Raw genomic sequence first — 18,738 nt, 5'->3', positions numbered from 1 at the left:
CCGGGGGCCAGCGGCCGCTACGGCGAGGCCTGGTCGTCGGGGATCGGCGCCTGGCAGGTGCTGCCGTTGCGCCCGAAGACGAACTGGATGTCCTTGATGTCGATATCGAAGTCGACGAACTTCGGCTCCAGGTCGTACCACTGGTCGTAGAGGCCGAGGCCGAAGAAGCTGCCGTAACGGAAGGCTATCGCCTGGTCGTCCACCACGTCCACGTCGCAGTCGAGGTCGAGGTCGCCCTGGAGCATGCGGACGGTTATGTGGGCGTCGCCGCAGGTCTGCGTCAGGCCGCCGGGCAACGTGCCGGGGATCGGCTCCGCCAGAACGTCGGTCACCTCGCAGTTCTCATCGATGATGTCGGTGATGACACCGTTGTCCTTCGTCGGGCGGAAGCCGTCACGGTAGATAAGGTCGTTGGTGAGCGGCACGATGATTATGCGCTCGATGAGCCCGTCGCCGTTGGGGCCGGGCTGGATGCCGGGCTCGCTCGGGTCGTCCTTGGTGACGCAACCCGTGAGTATCCAGTTCTCGGTAAGGACGGTGGCGGTGCAGTTGGCCACCCGGCCCCCGCTTTCAAGCCACTCGTTGCTGGGCACAGGCGTCACGGCCAGGATCTTGTGCTCGAACTTGATCTGCTCCTCCCAGGCGCCGACCCCTTCCGGCTCCGAGTCTGAGTCGTTCGGCGAATCAGTGTCCCAGGCGTTGAACACCCACTTCTCGATGACGAGGCAGCCCTTGCCCTCCTCGGCGGAGAGGCAACCGCTCTTTGTGATCCAGAGGTTGTTCTCCGTCTGGATCCCGGGCTCCAGCACGTTAGCGTCCTTCTCCATCCTCACGCCGGGCGGTGTAGGCGTGACTGTGCCGGGCGTCGGCGTGCGTGTCGGGGTGGGCGACGGCGTGCGCGTAAGCGTGGGCGTGGGCGGGACGGGCGTGGATGTTGGAGTAGGCGTTGGCAACGGTGTGTACGTTCCCGTAGGGGTAGGCGTGAGCGTGTGAGTCGCTGTGGGCGTAGGCGTGGCAGTCGGCGGTACGGGCGTGTTGGTCGGTGTCGCCGTGAACGTCTTTGTAGGCGTCGGCGTGAATGTATCAGTGGGCGTGGGGGTGAACGTGGCAGTCGGCGGGACGGGCGTGTTGGTCGGTGTCGCCGTGAACGTCTTTGTAGGCGTCGGCGTGGATGTGTGAGTCGGCGTCGGAGTGAAGGTCTTCGTCGGTGTCGGTGTGAACGTGTGAGTCGGCGTAGGTGTGAACGTCTTTGTCGGTGTCGGTGTGAACGTGGCCGTGGGCGGCACGGGCGTATCGGTAGGCGTGAACGTGGCCGTGGGCGGCACAGGCGTATCGGTAGGCGTGAACGTGGCCGTGGGCGGCACAGGCGTATCGGTGGGCGTGAACGTGGCCGTGGGCGGCACGGGCGTATCGGTAGGCGTGGGCGTGAACGTGTGAGTCGCTGTTGGAATGGCGGTCTTTGTCGGTGTGGGCGTAAAGGTCTTGGTGGGCGTCGACGTGAACGTGGGCGTAAGCGGGACCGGCGTATCGGTGGGTGTTGGTGTAGAGGTGCGGGTCGGCGTGTTCGTGGGCGTCGCGGTGGGCGTGAACGTGTTAGTCGGAGTGTGCGTCGGCGTGCGCGTGGGCGTGGGAGTCGGAGTCGGGGTGGGACACAGCACTCCACCGATCTGGATCTGGTTGTCACGCGTCCCGACCGACCCGCCGTCCAGCGAGATGTACCGCATGTGAATAACGGCGCCCGATACAGATGAGGCGCCCAGTCCGTAGCCCCAGCCATCCGGCGGCGATTCATAAGGATCGGGATCACCTGCGCTTGCCAGGTGGCCCCCAAACCAGAGGCCGACGACCGTGTTGCGGGAAGTAGTTGTGAACGTAATGTCGACCTTCACGCTGCTGGTGCCGCAGTTGCCTTCGCAGTCCGGATCGCTGTCTGGCAGATGCGACTCGCCGGGATCGTCACCGCCGTCAAGGCTGGGGAAAGAGACGGTGACGCTTCCGGAGCAAGCCGGGGAACAGCCCAGACGGATGTTGCGAACGCCCGGGTACTCACGCAGCGCGACCGCGTCAAACGGATCGGAGGGTACGGGGCTCTGGCCCTGTGTGAACAAGCTCGCGCACGTGCTGGAGCTAACGAATGGGGGGCGATCGGCGCACTCGTTGAGGTAGGCCGGTCCCGGCGGCATCGTGTAGTCGACGCTGCTCAGGAAGTCGTATGCGTAAACGTTCGACTTGCTGAAATCGTATTCGAGGCGGATGGTGTGCGTCCCCGTCGACTCTATTCTGTGGAACAGCCGCTGCGGCACCGAATCGCCTTCCGTGTAGACGGAGTTGTTGGCGTTTATCGCCCCCGTGCTCCAATAGCAGCTATCGGCCGCCTCGTTGTTATCGGAGTCGTTGAGGCATTGTGTGAACTGGATGTCGCAGTCCGTGAAAGTCGTAGTCGCGATCGGGGTCTCGTCGAGGTCTCCCGACCACGGTGAATCGTAGACCCTCACCTCGTAGGTGCCGGTTATCCCGTCGAGCTGATAGTAGTAGGTGAAGGCGCCGTTGTTGTCGCTCTCGACCGTGTCCCAGCCGGGAACGAACGAGCCATCGCCTTTGACGATGCTGCCGTCGGGCCGGATAACAGGGATGTCGTAGAGCGTGTTTGCGGAGAAGCCGCTGCCGGAGACGGTGACGACTTCGGTGGAGTAGTAGTCTTCTTTGTCGGTCGTGAGGAGGGGAGCAGCGCGGGCAAAGTACACGACGCTGAGCCCCGCGGCAACGCAGCACAGTGCCGCCGCCACGGCGAGAAGCGAAAGCCGGTTAGCCCTTTTGACGCCTTTATTCATGCCTGCCCCAATGACTCAGTCTCGGAGTCGACGTTCCTTCGTCCGGGGGCCAACAAGGCGCAAAGCAACGCTTTGCCGGGGCGGGGAAGCTTATGCCACCAGATTTGCTCGGATTTTAAAGGGTCGGCGGCGGATTGTCAAGACCTCCAGATCGCTCACGAAGGCTCCTCTAAGGGCAAGATAATGTGTCGTTAAAGCATTGAAGCCGCGTCGTTTACCGTATCGGGTCGGCGCGCACGGACCGCCGCGTCAGGAGCTTGTGCGCTTCGACGGCGAGGATGACGGTTGAAGCGACGGCGATCATCTTCACCCACGTTATGGCGTTGATGGGCTCCAGCCGGAGGATGAATTGCGTGGGCGGCAAATAGATCGCGGCGATGTGGATCGCCACCGCTATCGCCGTCCCGACGAACAGAAACCGATTGGTGAGGGGGCTGACAGCGAACGCGGACCGGTGCTCGGAGCGAGCGTTTTGAAGGTGGAATACCTGGAAGAAGACCGCCGTCGTGAGAGCGACCGTGCGCGCGTGTTCGATGCTGCTGTCGGCGTGTATCTCCAGGAGAAAGAGCAGCAACGTTCCGCAGGCCAGCACCGTCCCGGCAATCGCCGTCCTGACCCAGAGGAGGCCGGAGATGACGCCTTCGCGGCGGGACCTCGGCGGTCTCTTGAGGACGCCCTCTTCGCCGGGCTCGAAGGCAAGCGCCACGTCTTGAATGCCGTTTGTGACCAGGTTCAGCCAGAGCAACTGGGCCGGCAAGAAGGGCAGCTCAAATCTGAACATGATGCTCGCGAGGACGGCGAGGACAGTGCCGAGGCCGGTGGCGATGAGGAAGAATGTGACCTTCCGAACGTTGTCGAAGACTATCCGCCCTTCCTCCACGGCGGCGAAGATGCTCGCGAAGTTGTCATCCGTAATCACCATGTCTGCCGCTTCTTTGGCGACGTCCGTCCCCGATTTGCCCATCGCCACGCCGATATCGGCAGCCCTAAGGGCCGGAGCATCGTTCACGCCGTCCCCCGTTACCGCCACCACCGAGCCGGTGCGCTGCAATGCGTTCACGACGCGGAGTTTGTGCTGCGGAGAAACCCGGGCGTAGACCGGAACGCGCTGCGCCGCTTCCTCCAGCTCATCGTCGGTAATCCGGTCCAGGTCCGCCCCTGTCAGGACCTTGTCGGGCTCGCGCGCGATGCCCAGCTTCCTGGCGATGGCGAGTCCCGTTACCGCATGGTCGCCGGTGATCATGACCACGCGTATGCCCGCCTCCTGGCAGCCGCGAACTGCTGCGATTGCCTCTTCCCGGGGAGGATCGATCATGGCTTGCAGACCGAGAAACGTTAGGCCGGACAGCTCTTCGGCGGGCGCGCCGAGCGCCTCAGGAGGACCGGCGTACTCCTTGCTGGCCATTGCCAGCACCCGGAGGCCGTCCTCCGCCATCCGGTGCGCGACATCGAGCACGCGTTCTCTTTCAGCGGGATCGCTCCAGGCGCACATATCGACCATCCGTTCCGGTGCTCCCTTCACGAAGGCGATGGCGCCCTCGCCGCTGGCGTGGAAACTGGCCGAATAGCGGAGTTCAGGATCGAACGGGACATCCTTGCCGCGCGGGAACCCCTTTTCGAGTTCTTCTTTCGTGAGGCCGGCCTTGTACGCCGATATGAGCAGCGCTATCTCTGTCGGATCGCCGTGCGCCTCGAGGCCGCCGTCTACTTTGGAGATCGTTGCATCATTGGAAAGAGTTCCCGCGATAAGCGTCATCCGGAGTTGAGGCCATTCCTCAAGGACAACGCCGTTCCCATCGTGGATGATCTCGCCGTCCTCGCCGTACCCCGACCCCGTGACCGTGAAGTCCCGGCCCTCCGCGTAAATGCGCTGGACGGTCATTCGGTTCTGGGTGAGTGTGCCCGTCTTGTCGGAGCCGATCACGCTGCAACTCCCGAGGGTCTCCACAGCCGGCAGTCGGCGGATGATGACGTGTCGCCGGGCCATGCGATTGACTCCAATGGAAAGCGTGACCGTAAGGACGATGGGCAGCCCTTCGGGAATTGCGGCCACTGCGAGGGCAACAAAGGTGAGAAAGAGATGCTGCGGGTCCTCGCCCAGGGCAAAGCCGATTCCGAAGCCGATTGCCGAGGCAGCGAGAACGGCCAAGCCGATAATACGGGCGAAGCGCGCCATTCTTTGCTGAATGGGCGTCTCCACCAGTCCTATCTCTTTTATGCTGCCCGCAATCTCGCCCAGTTGAGTGCTCGGGCCGGTTGCAACAACCACGGCCCGCCCGCGCCCTCTCGTGATGACGGAGCCCATGAAGAGCATGTTGTCCCGGTCGGCGATCTGGGTGTCGGGGTCGAGCACCGCGTCGCGCTTGCCCACGGTCGTCGATTCGCCGGTCAGCAGCGATTCGTCCGCCTCAAGCGCGCTGGCATCGACGACACGGCAGTCGGCCGGGACTTTTGACCCCGCCTCAACGACTACCATGTCGCCCGGCACGAGCTCACGCGCATCGATCTGTCGTTCTCGTGAGTCGCGCATGACACGCGCGCGGGTCACCACGAGTTCACGCAGCGCTCTCGCGGAACGCTCTGCACGCCGCTCCTGCACAAAGCCGATCACGGCGTTCAGAATGAGGACAGCCGCAATGACGAGCGTGTCCACGAACTCGCCCACGGCCAGGGTAACGACTGCGGCGAGAAGAAGGATGTAAATGAGCGGGCTCTTGAACTGGCGTATCCAGACCGTGAGTGCGCTGGTCTCCTCTTCTTCCTCAAGCTGATTGAGACCGAAGATTGCCCGCCGCGCCTCGGCCTCCTCGGACGCCAGCCCTTCATCGCCGACTCGCAGCGCGCTCAGCGTCTCCCCGACCGACAACGACCACCACACGTGCCGACGGATTGACGACGGGTCAATCACGGCGTTCGCCTCTTGCCTGGAAGGGGAGGGTTCCATCCCGTACTCCGCATCATGCGCCTGTTTCCGAGTCATCGCCGTTTCGAGAAGCAGGGAAGGTGCAAAATAGAAACCCGCACAAGCAGCGTCATGCTGGATGTTTACAGCATACCATTTCCCGGACACGGGCTCGATGGCCCCGCCCGTATTGACTACTAGCCAACAGAGCGCTGTATTCTTAGGGCGCCCGCGAACGGGGAATCTACCGGTCAGACTCCTCTGAGGGAGGGAAAGGAGAGCCTCTTAAATGCTGCAGACGAGAATCACCGAGATGTTCGGCATCAAGTACCCTATACTGTGCGGCGGGATGTTCTGGGTGGCAAGGGCCGAGCTCATCGCCGCTGTCGCCAACGCGGGCGGCCTGGGCTTCCTGACCGCCGCTACCTACCCCACCATCGAGGAGCTTCGCGCCGACATCCGCAAGGCCCGCGATCTCACCGACAAGCCGATCGGACTCAACATCAATCTCTTCGCCTCCGCCCGCCCGCAGCCTATCGAGGAGTGGGTGCGCGTCGCCATCGAAGAGAAGATACCGGTGGTCGAAACGTCCGGCCGCAGCCCCGAGCCCATCGTCGAGCCGCTACACAAGGGCGGAGTCAAGATCATGCACAAGGTGCCGGGCGTGCGCTTTGCCCGCACGGCCGAGCGTCTCGGCTGCGACGCCGTCTGCGTCGTCGGCCACGAGTGCGGCGGCCACCCCGGCATGGACGAGGTGACGACGCTGGTCATGGTGCCGGCGGCCGTCGATGCCGTGAAGGTCCCCATCGTCGCCGGCGGCGGCTTCGCAGACGGGCGCGGCCTCGTCGCCGCCCTCGCCCTCGGCGCCGAGGCGGTGCTCATGGGTACCCGCTTCATGGCCACGCAAGAGTGCCGCGGACACCCCGCCTTCAAAGAGTACCTGGTGCGGGCGGCTGAGACCGACACCATGTACCTGATGAAATCGATCAACAACCCCTCGCGCCTCGCCAAGAACTCGCTCGCCGAAAAGGTGATGGCGCTGGAGAAGAAAGGCGCGACGCTGGAAGAGCTGCTGCCGATTATCAGCCGGCAGGGCCCCGCCGTGGTCGATACCGGCAATATAGAAGAAGGATTGGTCAGCCTCGGTCAGAGTGTGGGCCTCGTCCACGATGTGCCCACCGTCAAGGAGCTGATCGACCGCATCGTCGAGGAGGCGCAGGAGACGCGCGATCGCATCAACAGGCTCGTGTAGAGTCCTGCTCACACGGTTCAGGTTTTGCCGGCGGGCGCGAACTCCCCGGGCCCGCCGGTATGCTTTTCGACAACTCGAACTTCGACGGAGGGAGGGCGCAGTGGCAGAGTACCTTCAAGTGCTGACGACGACCGCGCGGCGCGAGGACGCCGAATCGATAGCGAGACTGTTGCTCGAGAAGCGGCTGGCCGCTTGTGTGCAGGTCTCCGGCCCGGTGACAAGCCTCTACTGGTGGGAAGGAAAGATTGAGCGGGCGGAGGAGTGGTATTGCCTGGCGAAATCGGAGCGGCGCCTGTACCGGCGGCTTGAGGCGGCGATACGCGGGGCGCACGCTTACGAAACACCGGAGATACTGGCGGCGCCGGTCGTGGAAGGCAGCGAGGAATACCTAACGTGGCTCAGCGGAGAGCTCGCTCCCGCGCAGTGACGTCGAGCGGCCCCTTCGCTCGCCCGCTTCTTGACCGCCGGGCCTGCGCCGGTTAGCTTTTCCTCACCGATACGGCTCATCCGCGATCAAGCGAAAGGCAGGCATAATCCCATGAAGGCGCTGTACGTCAACCTCAGCAACTCGCGCATCCTCGCCACGAAGGTCGCTTCGCGCCTTTCGCGGAAGGCGCTCTTCGGTCCTCAGGCGCCGCTTCAATTCGAAGAGAGGCCACCGCCGCCTCTTCCCGGGCCGCGCTACGTGCGGGTGCGCAACCGGTTGGCGGGGATATGCGGCTCCGACATCCACTTCGTCCGGGCCGACGGCGACCCCCGGATCGCGATCGCCGCCGTGCCCGGCGCCCGGCGTATGTACCTCGGCCATGAGGTGGCGGGAGAGGTAACCGAGGTGGGCGACGGTGTGCGGGGGCTGAAGCCAGGCGCCCGCGTGACCCTGACCTGCTGGCCCGGAAGCTGCCTTGGAGAGGGCAAAGATGAGCTGTGCCAGCATTGCGCCGCCGGAAACTACTCGAGGTGCTGCGGCGCTATGCTACAGGACCCGCTGGGCATCGGCGGTGGCCTTTCCGAGGAGCAGGTGGTGCACGAGTGCCGCCTCCTTCCGCTCCCCGACGACGTCACGGACGAGCAGGCCGTCCTCCTCGAGCCGGCGGCCTGCGGGTTGCGAGCCGCGTTACGGCGCCCTCTCGCGCCCGGGGACAAGGCGCTCGTCATAGGCTGCGGGACGATGGGGCTGATGACGCTGCAGGCCTTGCGCGCCGTCCAGCCCGATTGCGAGATCACCGCCCTCGCACAGTTTGACTACCAGGCCTCGATGGCGCGCAGACTGGGGGCAACAAACGTTATCATGCTAGGGAGCGATACCTACAGCGAAGTCGCGCGCATCACCGGCGGCGCCGTCTGTAGCGGCTCGTTCGGCAACAAGGTCATCATGGGCGGCTTCGACGCCGTCTACGACTGCGTTGGCCAGGCAAAGACCCTCTCCGATGCCCTGCGCTGGACCCGCTCAGGAGGGACGGTCGTGCTCCTCGGCGTCAATCTCGTGCCGATGCGCCTCGACCTGACTCCGGTGTGGTACTGGGAGGTTGATCTGTTGGGGACGTACGCGCACGGCGCCGAAGATTGGCAGGGCGAGAGGGTACCGACCTTCGAGCTGGTAATCCGGCTGCTGAGGGAGGGGAAGCTCGACTTCGAGGGATTCATAACGCACCGCTTCCCGCTATCGCAGTACAAAGAGGCGTTCACGACCGCGATGGACCAGAGGCGGACGCATGCAATAAAGGTAGTCTTCGACTACAGGGGGGGCTCGTAGCATCGGGTTTCGGCCCGCGCGTGGGGAGCAGACTTTTCGTGTTGCCGTAGCGCGCCTCGAAGGACGCGGCATAGTCCGAAGGGATAGCAGTTACCGTCGATGGAGCCGATTTGGATTCACATGCCGCGGCCTTCAGGCCGCGGTGCTGTTCTCGCTCCTTGATGGCGGACAAATGCCGTGGGTGCATCGATAGCGGGTCGGGCAGGCGGGCGCCCGACCCTGCCGGGGAGCGGCCGCGGGGCCCGGAGGTCGCAATGAGCTATCTTTAGGCTGCGTCGTTGCGCCTCCTCGTCGCGTTAGTACTCGGGGAACTTGACGCCTTCCATCCAGATCCCCACCGCCGTCGCGCAGTCGGGCGGCGACAGGTTCGCCCGGCCGTCGATAATGACATCCAGCAGCGCCGGCTTGCCGCTATCGACCGCGCGCTTCAGGGCAGGCGTGATCTCGTTCGGGTCCTCGACGCGCTCCCCGTACCAGCCCGCGGCCTCCGCCATCTTGTCGTACCGCACGTCCGCGAAGTCGACGCCGATGTAGCGCTTGGCGAAGCTGCCGTCCTGCGCCGCCTTGATCATCCCGAAGCAACAGTCGTTGTTGACAATGACGACGATGTTCGTGCCCAGGCGGGTCGCCGTCTCCAGCTCCTGCACGTTCATCATAAAGAAGCCGTCGCCGCAGATGGCGTACACCGGCCGCTCCGGGTGGACGAGCTTGGCCGCTATCGCCTTCGGCAGGCCGCCGCCGCCCATGCCGGAGTCGCCCGACCACAGGCAGGAGCCCGGCTCGTAAATCCTCGTCAGGTAGTGGGTCCAGATCGTCGTGTTGCCGCCATCGGTCACGAACAGCGAGTTGCGCGGGAAGAAGGCGCGGGCATCGCGCACCACGCGCAGGGGGTGTATGGGCGAGGCGTCGGACGCGGCCATGTTCTCGAAGTTCTGCAGCCAGGCCGCCTGCGCCGCCCGGTACTGCGGCAGGTCGGGGTGCTCGCCGCGCGGCTCCGCGATCTGCTCCAGCACGCCGAGAATCGCGCTGACGACGCTCTTCACGTCCCCCAGGATCGCAATGTCGGTCGGCCGGTTCTCCCCCAGACTCTCCGGCGCCGTGTCGACCTGGATGGTCTTCTGCTCGCCCGGCACGCCCCAGATCGGCGCCTTGCCGAAGAAATCGAAGCCGCCCAGACGCGAGCCGAGGACGAGGACGACGTCCGCCTGCTGGCGGGCCGCCAGGGCGCCGAACCCGGGTTGGATCAGGTAGAGAGGGTGGTCTTCGGGGATGGCGCCGCGCGAGGTTATCCCCGTCATGAGCGGGCAGCCGAGGAACTCCGCCAGCGCGATCACTTCTTTCGTCGCGCCCGAGCGCAGCGTGCCGCCGCCTGTCTGGATGACCGGCTTCCGCGCCTTCGCCAGCATCTCCGCCGCCTGCCGTATGAGCTCGGGGTCGCCGGCGGGCGGCACCACGGGGCGGTAGGCCGCCGGCGGCAGGATTTCGACCTCCGCTTCGTCGCCCTCCTCGAACAGGACGTCCACCGGCAAGTCGAGGTGCACCGGCCCGGGACGCCCCGTCGTCGCCTGGCGGAACGCTTCCCGCACCATCTCCGGAATGCGCCTCCAGTGCGACACGTAGCCGTTCCACTTGGTGATGGGCTTGAAAAGCCCCAGGTGGTCGCAGCCCTGGGTCGAGCCGTGATCGGGGTACGACTTCCACGTCTGGTTCTGAGCGGTGAGCGCGAGCACGGGGATGCTGTTCGCGTATGCCTCGTAGATGCCGGGCACGAGGTTGACGGCGCCCGGCCCGACGGTGCCCAGACAGACGCCCACCTTATTGGTGAGGCGGGCATAAGTGTCGGCCATGTGCGCGGCCGCCTGCTCGTGGCGCGTCGCGATGAAGTCGATCCCCTCCTTGCGCCCGAAACGGGCGACGGCGTCGGTCAGCGTTGTCGGCTGCGCGCCGGGAATCCCGAAGATGAACCGCACGTCCTCCTGGATCAGGCACTTCAGCAGGACATCTGCACCCAGTATCTTGCCCACGGGTCCCCCTCCTTTCTGTCGCTCCGATGCTACACGCTGCGCTTGAGGCGATCAACCTAAGCTGAACTTTTCGCCGATCGGGCGAGGCGCGGCAAGCGTTGGGCGAAAGATTGAACGCAGCTGCAACACTTTTCTCGCGGATCACGCGCTTTTCTTTACACTTTTCCACCCTCGGCCGCATTACTTTTGTTAGTAGGAGAATAAGGAGGAATAAATAGGTGATCGCTACAAGCCGCTTAACTCGCTTCGTCGTTCTGGCCCTTGCCCTTGCCGCCGTCGTTCTGTTTGCCGGAACGTCCGTCGCCTCGCCCCCCGCAAGGGCCGTGGCCCAGGCGATGCCGACGCTCGACCCGCACGACATTCCCAAGTACCAGGAGCCGCTGACGATCCCGCCCGTGATGCCGCCCGCCGCCTCTACTCCCGTCTTCGACATGTACCGCATCGCCATCAAGCAGTTCGAGCAGCAGATCCTGCCCGCCGGATTCCCCAGCACGACGGTTTGGGGCTACGGCGCCGCCACCCGTCCGGGGCCGGGCCTGCCTCATTCCACCTTCAACTTCCCCGCGTTCACAGTCGAGACGCGGACAAACCATCCCATCCTCGTGCAATGGATTAACGATCTCGTGGACCAGAGGCAGAACTTCCTCCCCCACCTTCTGCCCGTCGATCAGACGCTGCACTGGGCAAACCCGCCCGGGCCGCCGGATTCGAGCACCGAGAACCCTGAGCTGTACACGGGGCCGGTGCCCATCGTTACACACGTTCACGGCGCCCACGTCGACCCTGTCAGCGACGGCTACCCTGAAGCCTGGTACCTGCCCAATGCGAAGAACATTCCCGCCGGCTACTACACGGAAGGCTCGCACTACGGCTCAGTGAAGAACGCGCCTCCCGGCTCGGCCTGGTTCGAATATCGTAACGACCAGCGGGCCGCCACCCTCTGGTACCACGACCACGCCCTCGGGATTACGCGGCTCAACGTATACGCCGGCCTCGCCGGGTTTTGGATCATCCGCGACGACGTTGAAGATGCGCTCGACCTGCCGGGTCCCGCTCCTAGGCTGGGCGACCCGCCGGGCACGAGGTACTATGAGATACCGATAGTCGTTCAGGACCGCTCGTTTAAGGCCGACGGCTCGCTCTTCTACCCCGACAGCCGCGAGTTCTTCGACGGCATCACGGGCCCCTACATTCCCGATGGCGACATTCCACCCGTCTGGAACCCGGAGTTCTTCGGCAACACGATCGTCGTCAACGGGAAGACCTGGCCCTACCTGGACGTCGAACCCAGACTCTACCGTTTTCGCTTTCTCAACGGCGCCAGCTCGCGCTTTCTGATTCTCAAGTTCAGCGAGCCCCTGCAGTTCCATCAGATCGGCAGCGAGGGCGGACTCCTCCCCGGCGCGCCCGTCGTGCTGAACGAGCTACTGATGGCGCCCGCCGAGCGCGCCGACGTCATTGTCGACTTCTCGGCCTTCCAGCCGGGAGACGAGATCATACTGCAGAACGTCGGCCCCGATGCCCCGTTCCGGGGCCTGCCCATCGACCCGGAAGAGCTCGCCGATCCGAACACCACCGGCCAGGTGATGAAGTTCAGGGTGGTCGAGCTCACCGACCAGGGCAACCCGGGGCAGATCCCGGTCACGCTGCCGCCAATCTCCGCGCTCGGACCGCCGGACGAGACGCGTGACCTGACGCTCAACGAAGAGATGTCGATGTTCGCCGACGGGCCCATCGCCGCCAAGCTCGGCACCGGCCGCGACGGCGCCCTCGCCTGGATGGACGAGATCACTGAGAACCCCGCGCTCAACAGCACGGAAGTCTGGCGGCTCATCAACCTGACCGAGGACGCGCACCCCATCCACCTGCACCAGGTCATGTTCCGCGTCCTCGACCGCATACCCATCGACGCCGAGGCCTACGCTGCCGCCCAGGAGGCCTACATCGCCGGCGGAAAGGCGGGCGACCCGCCCGATCCGCTCGATTTCGCGACCGGCGCGGCGACGCCCCCCGAAGCGTGGGAGACCGGCTGGAAGGACACCGTCATCGCCCTGCCGGGCTGGGTGACGCGGATCACCGCCCGGTTCGACATCGCGGGGCTCTACGTCTGGCACTGCCACATCCTAGAGCACGAGGACAACGAGATGATGCGGCCGTACTTCGTAGGCGCCATGCCCTGAGCAACGACGGAATTTCAAGCAAGGAGGGCCGGCGCTGACCGGCCCTCTCCTCTTTCCCGCCGATACCGCCCCCTACTGACTGCGGAGTGTCTGAGCCTGCTGCTTCGTCGCCTCGATCTGTGTGACGTGGTCGCGGGTATGGACGTACATGAACGCCGCCCACTCCTTGCAGTTGATCTCCCCGAAGAAGGGATGATTGGCGGTGGTCTCAAGGTCGGCGGCGTCCAGGGCGGCGACCGCCCTCTCGATCTCCTCGTAGGCGGCCGCCACGCGACCGCGGAGCTCGCGGAGCGAGCCGCCCTCTGACATCGACGGACCGTCGAAGCCACCCGCGCCCTTCTCTCCCCGCGCCAGGGCCCGGACGAGCTGGGCGCAGCCGAGCGCCGAAGCCTCCACGTGCCGCAGCACCTCGCTTATCGACCACTCGCCCTCTGCAGGCGAAATCCGCGCCTGCTCCTCCGTTACGCCGGCCAGCGCGTCGTCGAGCATCTTCGCCCCGCGCTGAATAAGCACCAAGAGGTCGCTCGCCGGCTTGGAGCCCTGGTGCTTGAGATAGCTTATGACCTGCTGTCGCTGCTCTTCGGGGAGGGACACCTCACCGCCCCGGCTGTCCTTCATGGTGTGCTCGCTGCTCATGCGCGCCCTCCGTTCGTTGCTGCCCCCGCGCCGTGGCGGGCGCAGGCTTTCCCGCTTCTGCAGTAGTCTACTTCAGAGGCGCGGTTTACAGCCATGACGGAGCGCGGGTGGACGCGCCGAGCGGTGTCGCGGCGGACATGGCTGGCGCTTAGCGGCGGTAATTGGAGGGACGCGCGCAAGAGGACAGGCCGGGAGATGAGTCGACAGACCCGCGGGGCCGCATGTCAACCCCGAAAAGGCCGCGTTTCGGCTGCCAGCGGTCCTTACTGGCAGGGTGCGCCGTTGCCCTCGAAGACGGCGACGTGGTAGACCCTGCCGTCACGGGCGATGGCGGCGCCGGTCCCCATGCGGGTGAACTGGCAGCCTGTGATAATCCCGTAGTGCGTGGGACTATTCCGCCACAGGTTTATGGTCATCGCTGCCGACTCCTGGAGCGGCGCGTCATTCCAGGCGATGACTTCGCCGGCCCAGGCGGTCGCGACGCCGTTCATGTTCATAAGGCAGCGGAAATCGCAGCCGTCGGGCGCCTGATGGCTGAAGTAGTCCTTCTGGGCCATGTCTTGCGCGCGCAGGCGGGCGACTTTCGCCAGCGCCGGGTCGACGGGGATCTGAGGCAGCCCTACCTCCGTCCGCAACTGGTTGAGGCCCCCACCGAGCTGCGCCTCCATTACCTGCTGGGGGGTGCAGCCCACACCGGCAATCGCGAAAAGGGGAAGGAAGAAAACAAGGACGCCGACGGCAATGCGCGGGAGCGTTCTATTCTTCTGCATCAGCCACCACCCCCCAGTCGAAAGAAAGCGCGTCTTGCTCTGTTTCTGGCGGAGGAGGCCTCTCTCCATTGGGAGAGGCTCCTCCACTCAAATCATCGGCAATACGGCGAATATCCGAAGTCAAGCCGCCTCCTTTCGCTCTCGACCTCGCTCCCCTCGACCGGGGGCGCCCTCAACGGGCACTCGAGATCCGATGCCGCCCTTCTTGACGGCTCGCTCTGTACAGTGCCGCTGCTGACACGAGCCTCACGTTGCCTGTCGCGGCTGCCACCACCGCCGCAAGCCGTCCGCACATCTCCGGACGAGCCGCGAGGCCGCGGGCCTCACATCGGGCGTTAGTATACGACGGCAAAGGCGACAAAGATAGGCCAATGCCGTCGAATTTAGAAGAAAACGCTCTTTTCGCTATCCGTGACCCAGTTCAGCAGGTCGAGCATGGAGCCAATCTCCACGCCCTCGACCATCTCCTCCGGCCGAAGCGCTCGCTCTGAACAGCAGACGCGGCACGCCTTCACCTTCAACCCTTCCAGCATGGCGGCCCGCAGCAGCTCTTCGCAGTTGGGCATTCCCGCGTCGCCCACCGGCATCTCCGGGGGCCGCTGTCCCTTTTTCGCCGCGAACACGGCGTCTTCGAGCAAGAACAGGTTGGCCCCGTGGCCTTCGTGCAGGGCCACGAGTAAGAAACGCAACGCCGTATAGATCCGCTGCCTGCCGTAAGGGGCGTCTCCCGTCATGACTGTTATCGTCGCCATCTCCTCGTCTCCTGCTTTGGGGAAAGACTGGTTGGTCGCGCACCAGCATAAGTGAAAGGACGGTGGCGTTCCACAGTCGCGACGCCGGCCCCGCGTCAATCGGGAGCCGGAGATCATCATTCGTCGATGGTGGGCCTGTTGGCGAGAGCGTGGCTTCCGAACATAGATGTAGCGAAGTTGTGTTGTCTTTGCCATCTCAAGGTGGCGGAAGGGCCGCTCATGCGACGTCTTTGGGGCCTGGCGCCGGGATCCGCTCGCTGGCGGGCGCTGCTGGCGAGCGTTGTTTTGCTCGTCATCATCGGCGGCATTGCCACTGTCGGCGCCTGGCAGCTCCGGAACGAGCGCGCCACCCTCGACGCCCTTCAGAAACGGGCGGGCGTGGTCGCTGCCCTCGATGACGCCCGCGCCAACATCTTGCTCGCTTCGACCTATGTGACGGCGGCGGTCTTCGCCGACGACCCCGCAGGTCTTCAGGGACCGTTTGCGACTGTGCAGAAAGCCGTCGCCGACGACATCGAGAAAGCCCGCGCCGGCCTCGAGGAGCTGGGTGAGACCGATGATCTGGCCGCGCTCGACCGGGTCGACCAGCAGCTCACAGGGCTGGAAGAAGACGTCATGGCGCTAATTATCCCCAATGTGAGCGCGGCCCAGGAGGCCAGGATCGCGATGGCCGTCGATTTCGTTCCCGAAATCTGGCCGGCGTTTGAAAGCATGATAAGCGGGCTTCAGGAGCTCGGCCGGGCGCAACAGGAAGAGTTCGCCGCCGAGTACGTGGCGGCCAACCGGACGGCCGACGATAGCTTCGGCCTTCTCGTCGGCGTGAGCGCGCTGGCCTTCGTGGTCGCCGCGGGCACTGTGGGCTCGCTCTCGTTCTCAGTCGTCCGCCCACTCGCCGCCATGGAGGCCAAAGCCAAGGCCGTCGCCGGCGGCGACCTCACCGTTAAGGCTGACGTGATCGGGCCGGAAGAGGTGAGGGCGCTGGCGGGCGCCTTTAACCAGATGGTCGAGGCGCGACGGCAGACGGAAGAGAAACTCAAACACCTGGCGGAGACAGATAGCCTGACCGGTCTGTACAATCATCGCTCGCTGCAAGAAAAGCTCCGCCGCGAAGTCGACAGGAGTCTTCGTGAAGGACATCCCCTCGCGGTTATGATGATGGATATCGACGGTTTCAAGCTGTTCAACGACACCTACGGGCATCAGGAGGGAGACCGCGTGCTTAAGCGCGTCGCGCAGGTGTTGCAGCAGCAGTTCGGCGACCACGGTGTCATCGGACGTTACGGAGGCGACGAGTTCTTGGCAATCTTGCCCGGCGCCGCCCGCGACGCCGCCATCGCCACGGCCGATGGCCTTATCGCTTCGGTCTCGCGCGAGCGGTTCAAGCCGCGACGCGGGAAGAGCATTCCTCTGGCGATCAGTATCGGCCTGGCGGTGTGCCCCGATGACAGCACGCACAGAGAAGAGCTCATCGCCTACGCCGACGCCTCGCTCATGGAGGCCAAGCAGATCACGGATGGGAACCTCGTCGTCGCCCACCACCCGACAGACGACTCGCTATCGAAACGGAGAACACCCTTCGGCGTGCTCGACGCCCTCGTCCGCGCCGTCGACAGGAAAGACCGCTACACGCGGCGTCACTCGCAGCAGAACGCAGAATTCGCGGTGGCGCTCGGCAAGTCCGTCGGGCTATCGGAGGGAGCGGTCAACGCCCTGCGCATCGCCGGCCTCCTCCATGACGTGGGCAAGATCGGCATCCCCGATGACGTGCTGAGAAAGCCCGGCCCCCTGACCGACGAGGAGCGGACCATCATGCGCGAGCACGTCGTCCTCGGGAACCTTATCGTCCACGGCGTGCCCAACCTTCAGGACGTGTCCGATGCCGTCTACAGCCACCACGAACGCTGGGACGGCGCCGGCTACCCGCGCGGCCTGAAAGGAGAGGAGATACCGCTTTCGGGCCGCATAATGGCCCTCGTCGACGCCTATTCGGCGATGATCCTCGACCGGCCGTATCGGGCGGCCCTGACGCATGAAGAAGCCATCGCGGAGCTCAGGGACAACGCCGGCACCCAGTTCGACCCCGCCCTCGTGGAGCCGTTCATCGCCCTGCTCGAAGGGCAACGGCAAGCCGTCGCCTAGCAGCAGCTAGCGCGTCGTCTCAAAGTCCACCGGCTCCCCGAACGCCACCCACTTCCCGTTTTCGACGCGGTTGTACACTTCTATCTCTATCGGCCTGTGGTCCGTAGGGCTCATGTTCACGGGCGTCAGGCATACGGAACAGGTGAAATCGCGGATTCCTTCGGCGGCTTCGACGAAACTTTCCCTTGTGAGGTTGGGCCCCGCCCGCTTGAGCGCCTCGACGGTCAGTTCGGCTATGGTCGCTCCGAAAAGGCTGAAGTTGCTCGAGGGGACGCCGTGGCCGTACTTCTCCATGATTTCAATATGTTGCTTAATGCCCGGGTGGTCTGTCTCGTAGATCTGGTGACCGAACACAACGCTGACCACCCCCTCCGCGTTCTCCGCCCCTGCCAGCACGATGAAGATGTCGCTGCAATCGACCCCGCTTACGAGGATGGGTACGTCCCACGACAGAAGCTGCCGCGCCGTCTGCACCAGGCTCGCCGACATCAATGGCCCCGCCAGCGAGACGATGACTTCGGCGCCCGAGTTCTTCAGCCGCTGCGTCTGGGCGCTGACGTCGGCGACGGTCGCTTCGCACCTCTCCTCGGTAACGATCTCCACCGCGCTGCCTTCCAGCCCCGCGAGGAGGCCCTTCATCCCATCGTCACCGTACTCGTTGTTCTCCAGAAGCACGCCCAACTTCTTGCCGTCGTGATGCTTCGCCACGTATTCTCCCAGCATCTGTCCTTCAATCTGGTAGTCGGGTATGCCGAGGAAGCGAGTCTTTACCACCGGCTCCGTCCACTTCCGCAGCCCTGACGCGATGAACATGTCCGGCACGCCGCGCTCCTCGAGGTACTTCCAGACGGCGTTGTGCGTCTCATCGCCCAGTCCGGCGACGATTGCGAACACCTTGTCCTGCTCCACCAGCTTGCGGACTACCTCCATCGTGTCCGGCGGATTGTAGTGGTCGTCGCCGATGAGGAGCTCGATCTTGCGTCCGTGGACACCGCCCTCCGTATCGTTGATGTAATCGAAGTATGCGCGCATGCCGTCGCCCACGGGCGCGTATGCGGCGGCCGCGCTTCCGCTAAGGGGCAGGTGCGTGCCGAGCAGTATACGGTCGTCGCTTACGCCCGGCACCGGCGTCTGCGCTTCCGCAGGCTCCCCGGTCGCTTCTGGCGTCGCTTTTGTGGGCTGGCCGGTTGGCTGTGGCGTCGCCTCTTCTTCGCCGCACGCCGTCGACAGGGCGGCGGCGACAAGAACCAGCGTGATGAGCGAAATCGGACGCTGGAGTTTCATTTCCGTGCCTCCCTCGCGCGCAGCGTCGGATGCAGAGGATGTTACAGGGCAAAGATCAACCCGTCAATGCCGCGACTTTCACCCTTGCTGCACGCCGTCCGTCCCAATCTTCACCACTTCTTCACTTCGACCGCATATCCTGAAATGCGTAAGAGGCGGCAGCGAACACCGCTCCGACAATACTGTGCGTGTCGAAGGGAGGCGAGACGCGCGCG

The 18,738-nt window shown here is 64.6% G+C and carries 12 protein-coding genes; 5 read left to right on the top strand and 7 right to left on the bottom strand.

Annotated features, from left to right (window positions below; translation table 11 throughout):
• Nucleotides 1-17 precede the first annotated feature (17 nt).
• On the bottom strand, nucleotides 18-2,831 hold the full coding sequence (locus tag QME71_08330; GenBank protein MDI6858303.1) for a hypothetical protein: 2,814 nt from the start codon (nucleotides 2,829-2,831) through the stop codon (nucleotides 18-20).
• A 214-nt stretch (nucleotides 2,832-3,045) separates the two neighbouring features.
• Entirely contained in the window at nucleotides 3,046-5,775 is a 2,730-nt protein-coding gene (locus QME71_08325; protein MDI6858302.1) for an HAD-IC family P-type ATPase, read from the bottom strand.
• A 247-nt stretch (nucleotides 5,776-6,022) separates the two neighbouring features.
• On the opposite strand from QME71_08325, the gene QME71_08320 reads away from it, so the two are divergent.
• The 3 genes from QME71_08320 (at nucleotide 6,023) to QME71_08310 (ending at nucleotide 8,738) form a co-directional block, all read left to right on the top strand.
• Nucleotides 6,023-6,985 (top strand): nitronate monooxygenase, encoded by a 963-nt coding sequence (locus QME71_08320; protein ID MDI6858301.1) that lies wholly within the window; start codon nucleotides 6,023-6,025, stop codon nucleotides 6,983-6,985.
• A 100-nt stretch (nucleotides 6,986-7,085) separates the two neighbouring features.
• Nucleotides 7,086-7,412, top strand: coding sequence for a divalent-cation tolerance protein CutA (gene cutA, locus QME71_08315; protein ID MDI6858300.1), 327 nt, complete (start codon nucleotides 7,086-7,088; stop codon nucleotides 7,410-7,412).
• A 111-nt stretch (nucleotides 7,413-7,523) separates the two neighbouring features.
• Entirely contained in the window at nucleotides 7,524-8,738 is a 1,215-nt protein-coding gene (locus QME71_08310) for an alcohol dehydrogenase catalytic domain-containing protein (protein MDI6858299.1), read from the top strand.
• A gap of 296 nt (nucleotides 8,739-9,034) precedes the next feature.
• On the opposite strand, the gene QME71_08305 is transcribed toward QME71_08310, so the two are convergent.
• A complete protein-coding gene (locus tag QME71_08305) occupies nucleotides 9,035-10,762 on the bottom strand; it encodes a thiamine pyrophosphate-binding protein (protein ID MDI6858298.1) in 1,728 nt (575 codons plus the stop codon).
• Between the two features lie 218 nt (nucleotides 10,763-10,980).
• On the opposite strand from QME71_08305, the gene QME71_08300 reads away from it, so the two are divergent.
• The gene (locus QME71_08300) at nucleotides 10,981-12,942 is read left to right on the top strand and encodes a multicopper oxidase (protein ID MDI6858297.1); all 1,962 of its coding nucleotides are present in this window, start codon (nucleotides 10,981-10,983) and stop codon (nucleotides 12,940-12,942) included.
• A gap of 72 nt (nucleotides 12,943-13,014) precedes the next feature.
• On the opposite strand, the gene QME71_08295 is transcribed toward QME71_08300, so the two are convergent.
• From QME71_08295 to QME71_08285, 3 genes are all read right to left on the bottom strand, one after another.
• Entirely contained in the window at nucleotides 13,015-13,578 is a 564-nt protein-coding gene (locus tag QME71_08295; GenBank protein MDI6858296.1) for a DinB family protein, read from the bottom strand.
• Between the two features lie 263 nt (nucleotides 13,579-13,841).
• Nucleotides 13,842-14,348 (bottom strand): CAP domain-containing protein, encoded by a 507-nt coding sequence (locus tag QME71_08290; GenBank protein MDI6858295.1) that lies wholly within the window; start codon nucleotides 14,346-14,348, stop codon nucleotides 13,842-13,844.
• 383 nt (nucleotides 14,349-14,731) lie between these two features.
• A complete protein-coding gene (locus QME71_08285) occupies nucleotides 14,732-15,100 on the bottom strand; it encodes a DsrE family protein (GenBank protein MDI6858294.1) in 369 nt (122 codons plus the stop codon).
• A gap of 219 nt (nucleotides 15,101-15,319) precedes the next feature.
• Here QME71_08285 and QME71_08280 point away from each other — a divergent pair, with 219 nt between their 5' ends.
• Complete coding sequence (locus tag QME71_08280) at nucleotides 15,320-17,239, top strand: diguanylate cyclase (GenBank protein ID MDI6858293.1); 1,920 nt, start codon at nucleotides 15,320-15,322, stop codon at nucleotides 17,237-17,239.
• A 6-nt stretch (nucleotides 17,240-17,245) separates the two neighbouring features.
• On the opposite strand, the gene QME71_08275 is transcribed toward QME71_08280, so the two are convergent.
• Entirely contained in the window at nucleotides 17,246-18,523 is a 1,278-nt protein-coding gene (locus QME71_08275; GenBank protein MDI6858292.1) for an ABC transporter substrate-binding protein, read from the bottom strand.
• Nucleotides 18,524-18,738 lie beyond the last annotated feature (215 nt).

This window comes from Dehalococcoidia bacterium (assembly GCA_030018455.1).
Lineage (GTDB): Bacteria > Chloroflexota > Dehalococcoidia > DSTF01 > JALHUB01 > JASEFU01.
This window is presented reverse-complemented; position numbering and strand designations above follow the sequence as displayed.

What these genes read in the sequence shown, in the direction of transcription:
- QME71_08330 (MDI6858303.1), bottom strand. Translation starts at nt 2,831, where the DNA reads ATGAATAAAGGCGTCAAAAGGGCTAACCGGCTTTCGCTTCTCGCCGTG.
- QME71_08325 (MDI6858302.1), bottom strand. Translation starts at nt 5,775, where the DNA reads ATGGAACCCTCCCCTTCCAGGCAAGAGGCGAACGCCGTGATTGACCCG.
- QME71_08320 (MDI6858301.1), top strand. Translation starts at nt 6,023, where the DNA reads ATGCTGCAGACGAGAATCACCGAGATGTTCGGCATCAAGTACCCTATA.
- QME71_08310 (MDI6858299.1), top strand. Translation starts at nt 7,524, where the DNA reads ATGAAGGCGCTGTACGTCAACCTCAGCAACTCGCGCATCCTCGCCACG.
- QME71_08295 (MDI6858296.1), bottom strand. Translation starts at nt 13,578, where the DNA reads ATGAGCAGCGAGCACACCATGAAGGACAGCCGGGGCGGTGAGGTGTCC.
- QME71_08290 (MDI6858295.1), bottom strand. Translation starts at nt 14,348, where the DNA reads ATGCAGAAGAATAGAACGCTCCCGCGCATTGCCGTCGGCGTCCTTGTT.
- QME71_08285 (MDI6858294.1), bottom strand. Translation starts at nt 15,100, where the DNA reads ATGGCGACGATAACAGTCATGACGGGAGACGCCCCTTACGGCAGGCAG.
- QME71_08280 (MDI6858293.1), top strand. Translation starts at nt 15,320, where the DNA reads ATGCGACGTCTTTGGGGCCTGGCGCCGGGATCCGCTCGCTGGCGGGCG.
- QME71_08275 (MDI6858292.1), bottom strand. Translation starts at nt 18,523, where the DNA reads ATGAAACTCCAGCGTCCGATTTCGCTCATCACGCTGGTTCTTGTCGCC.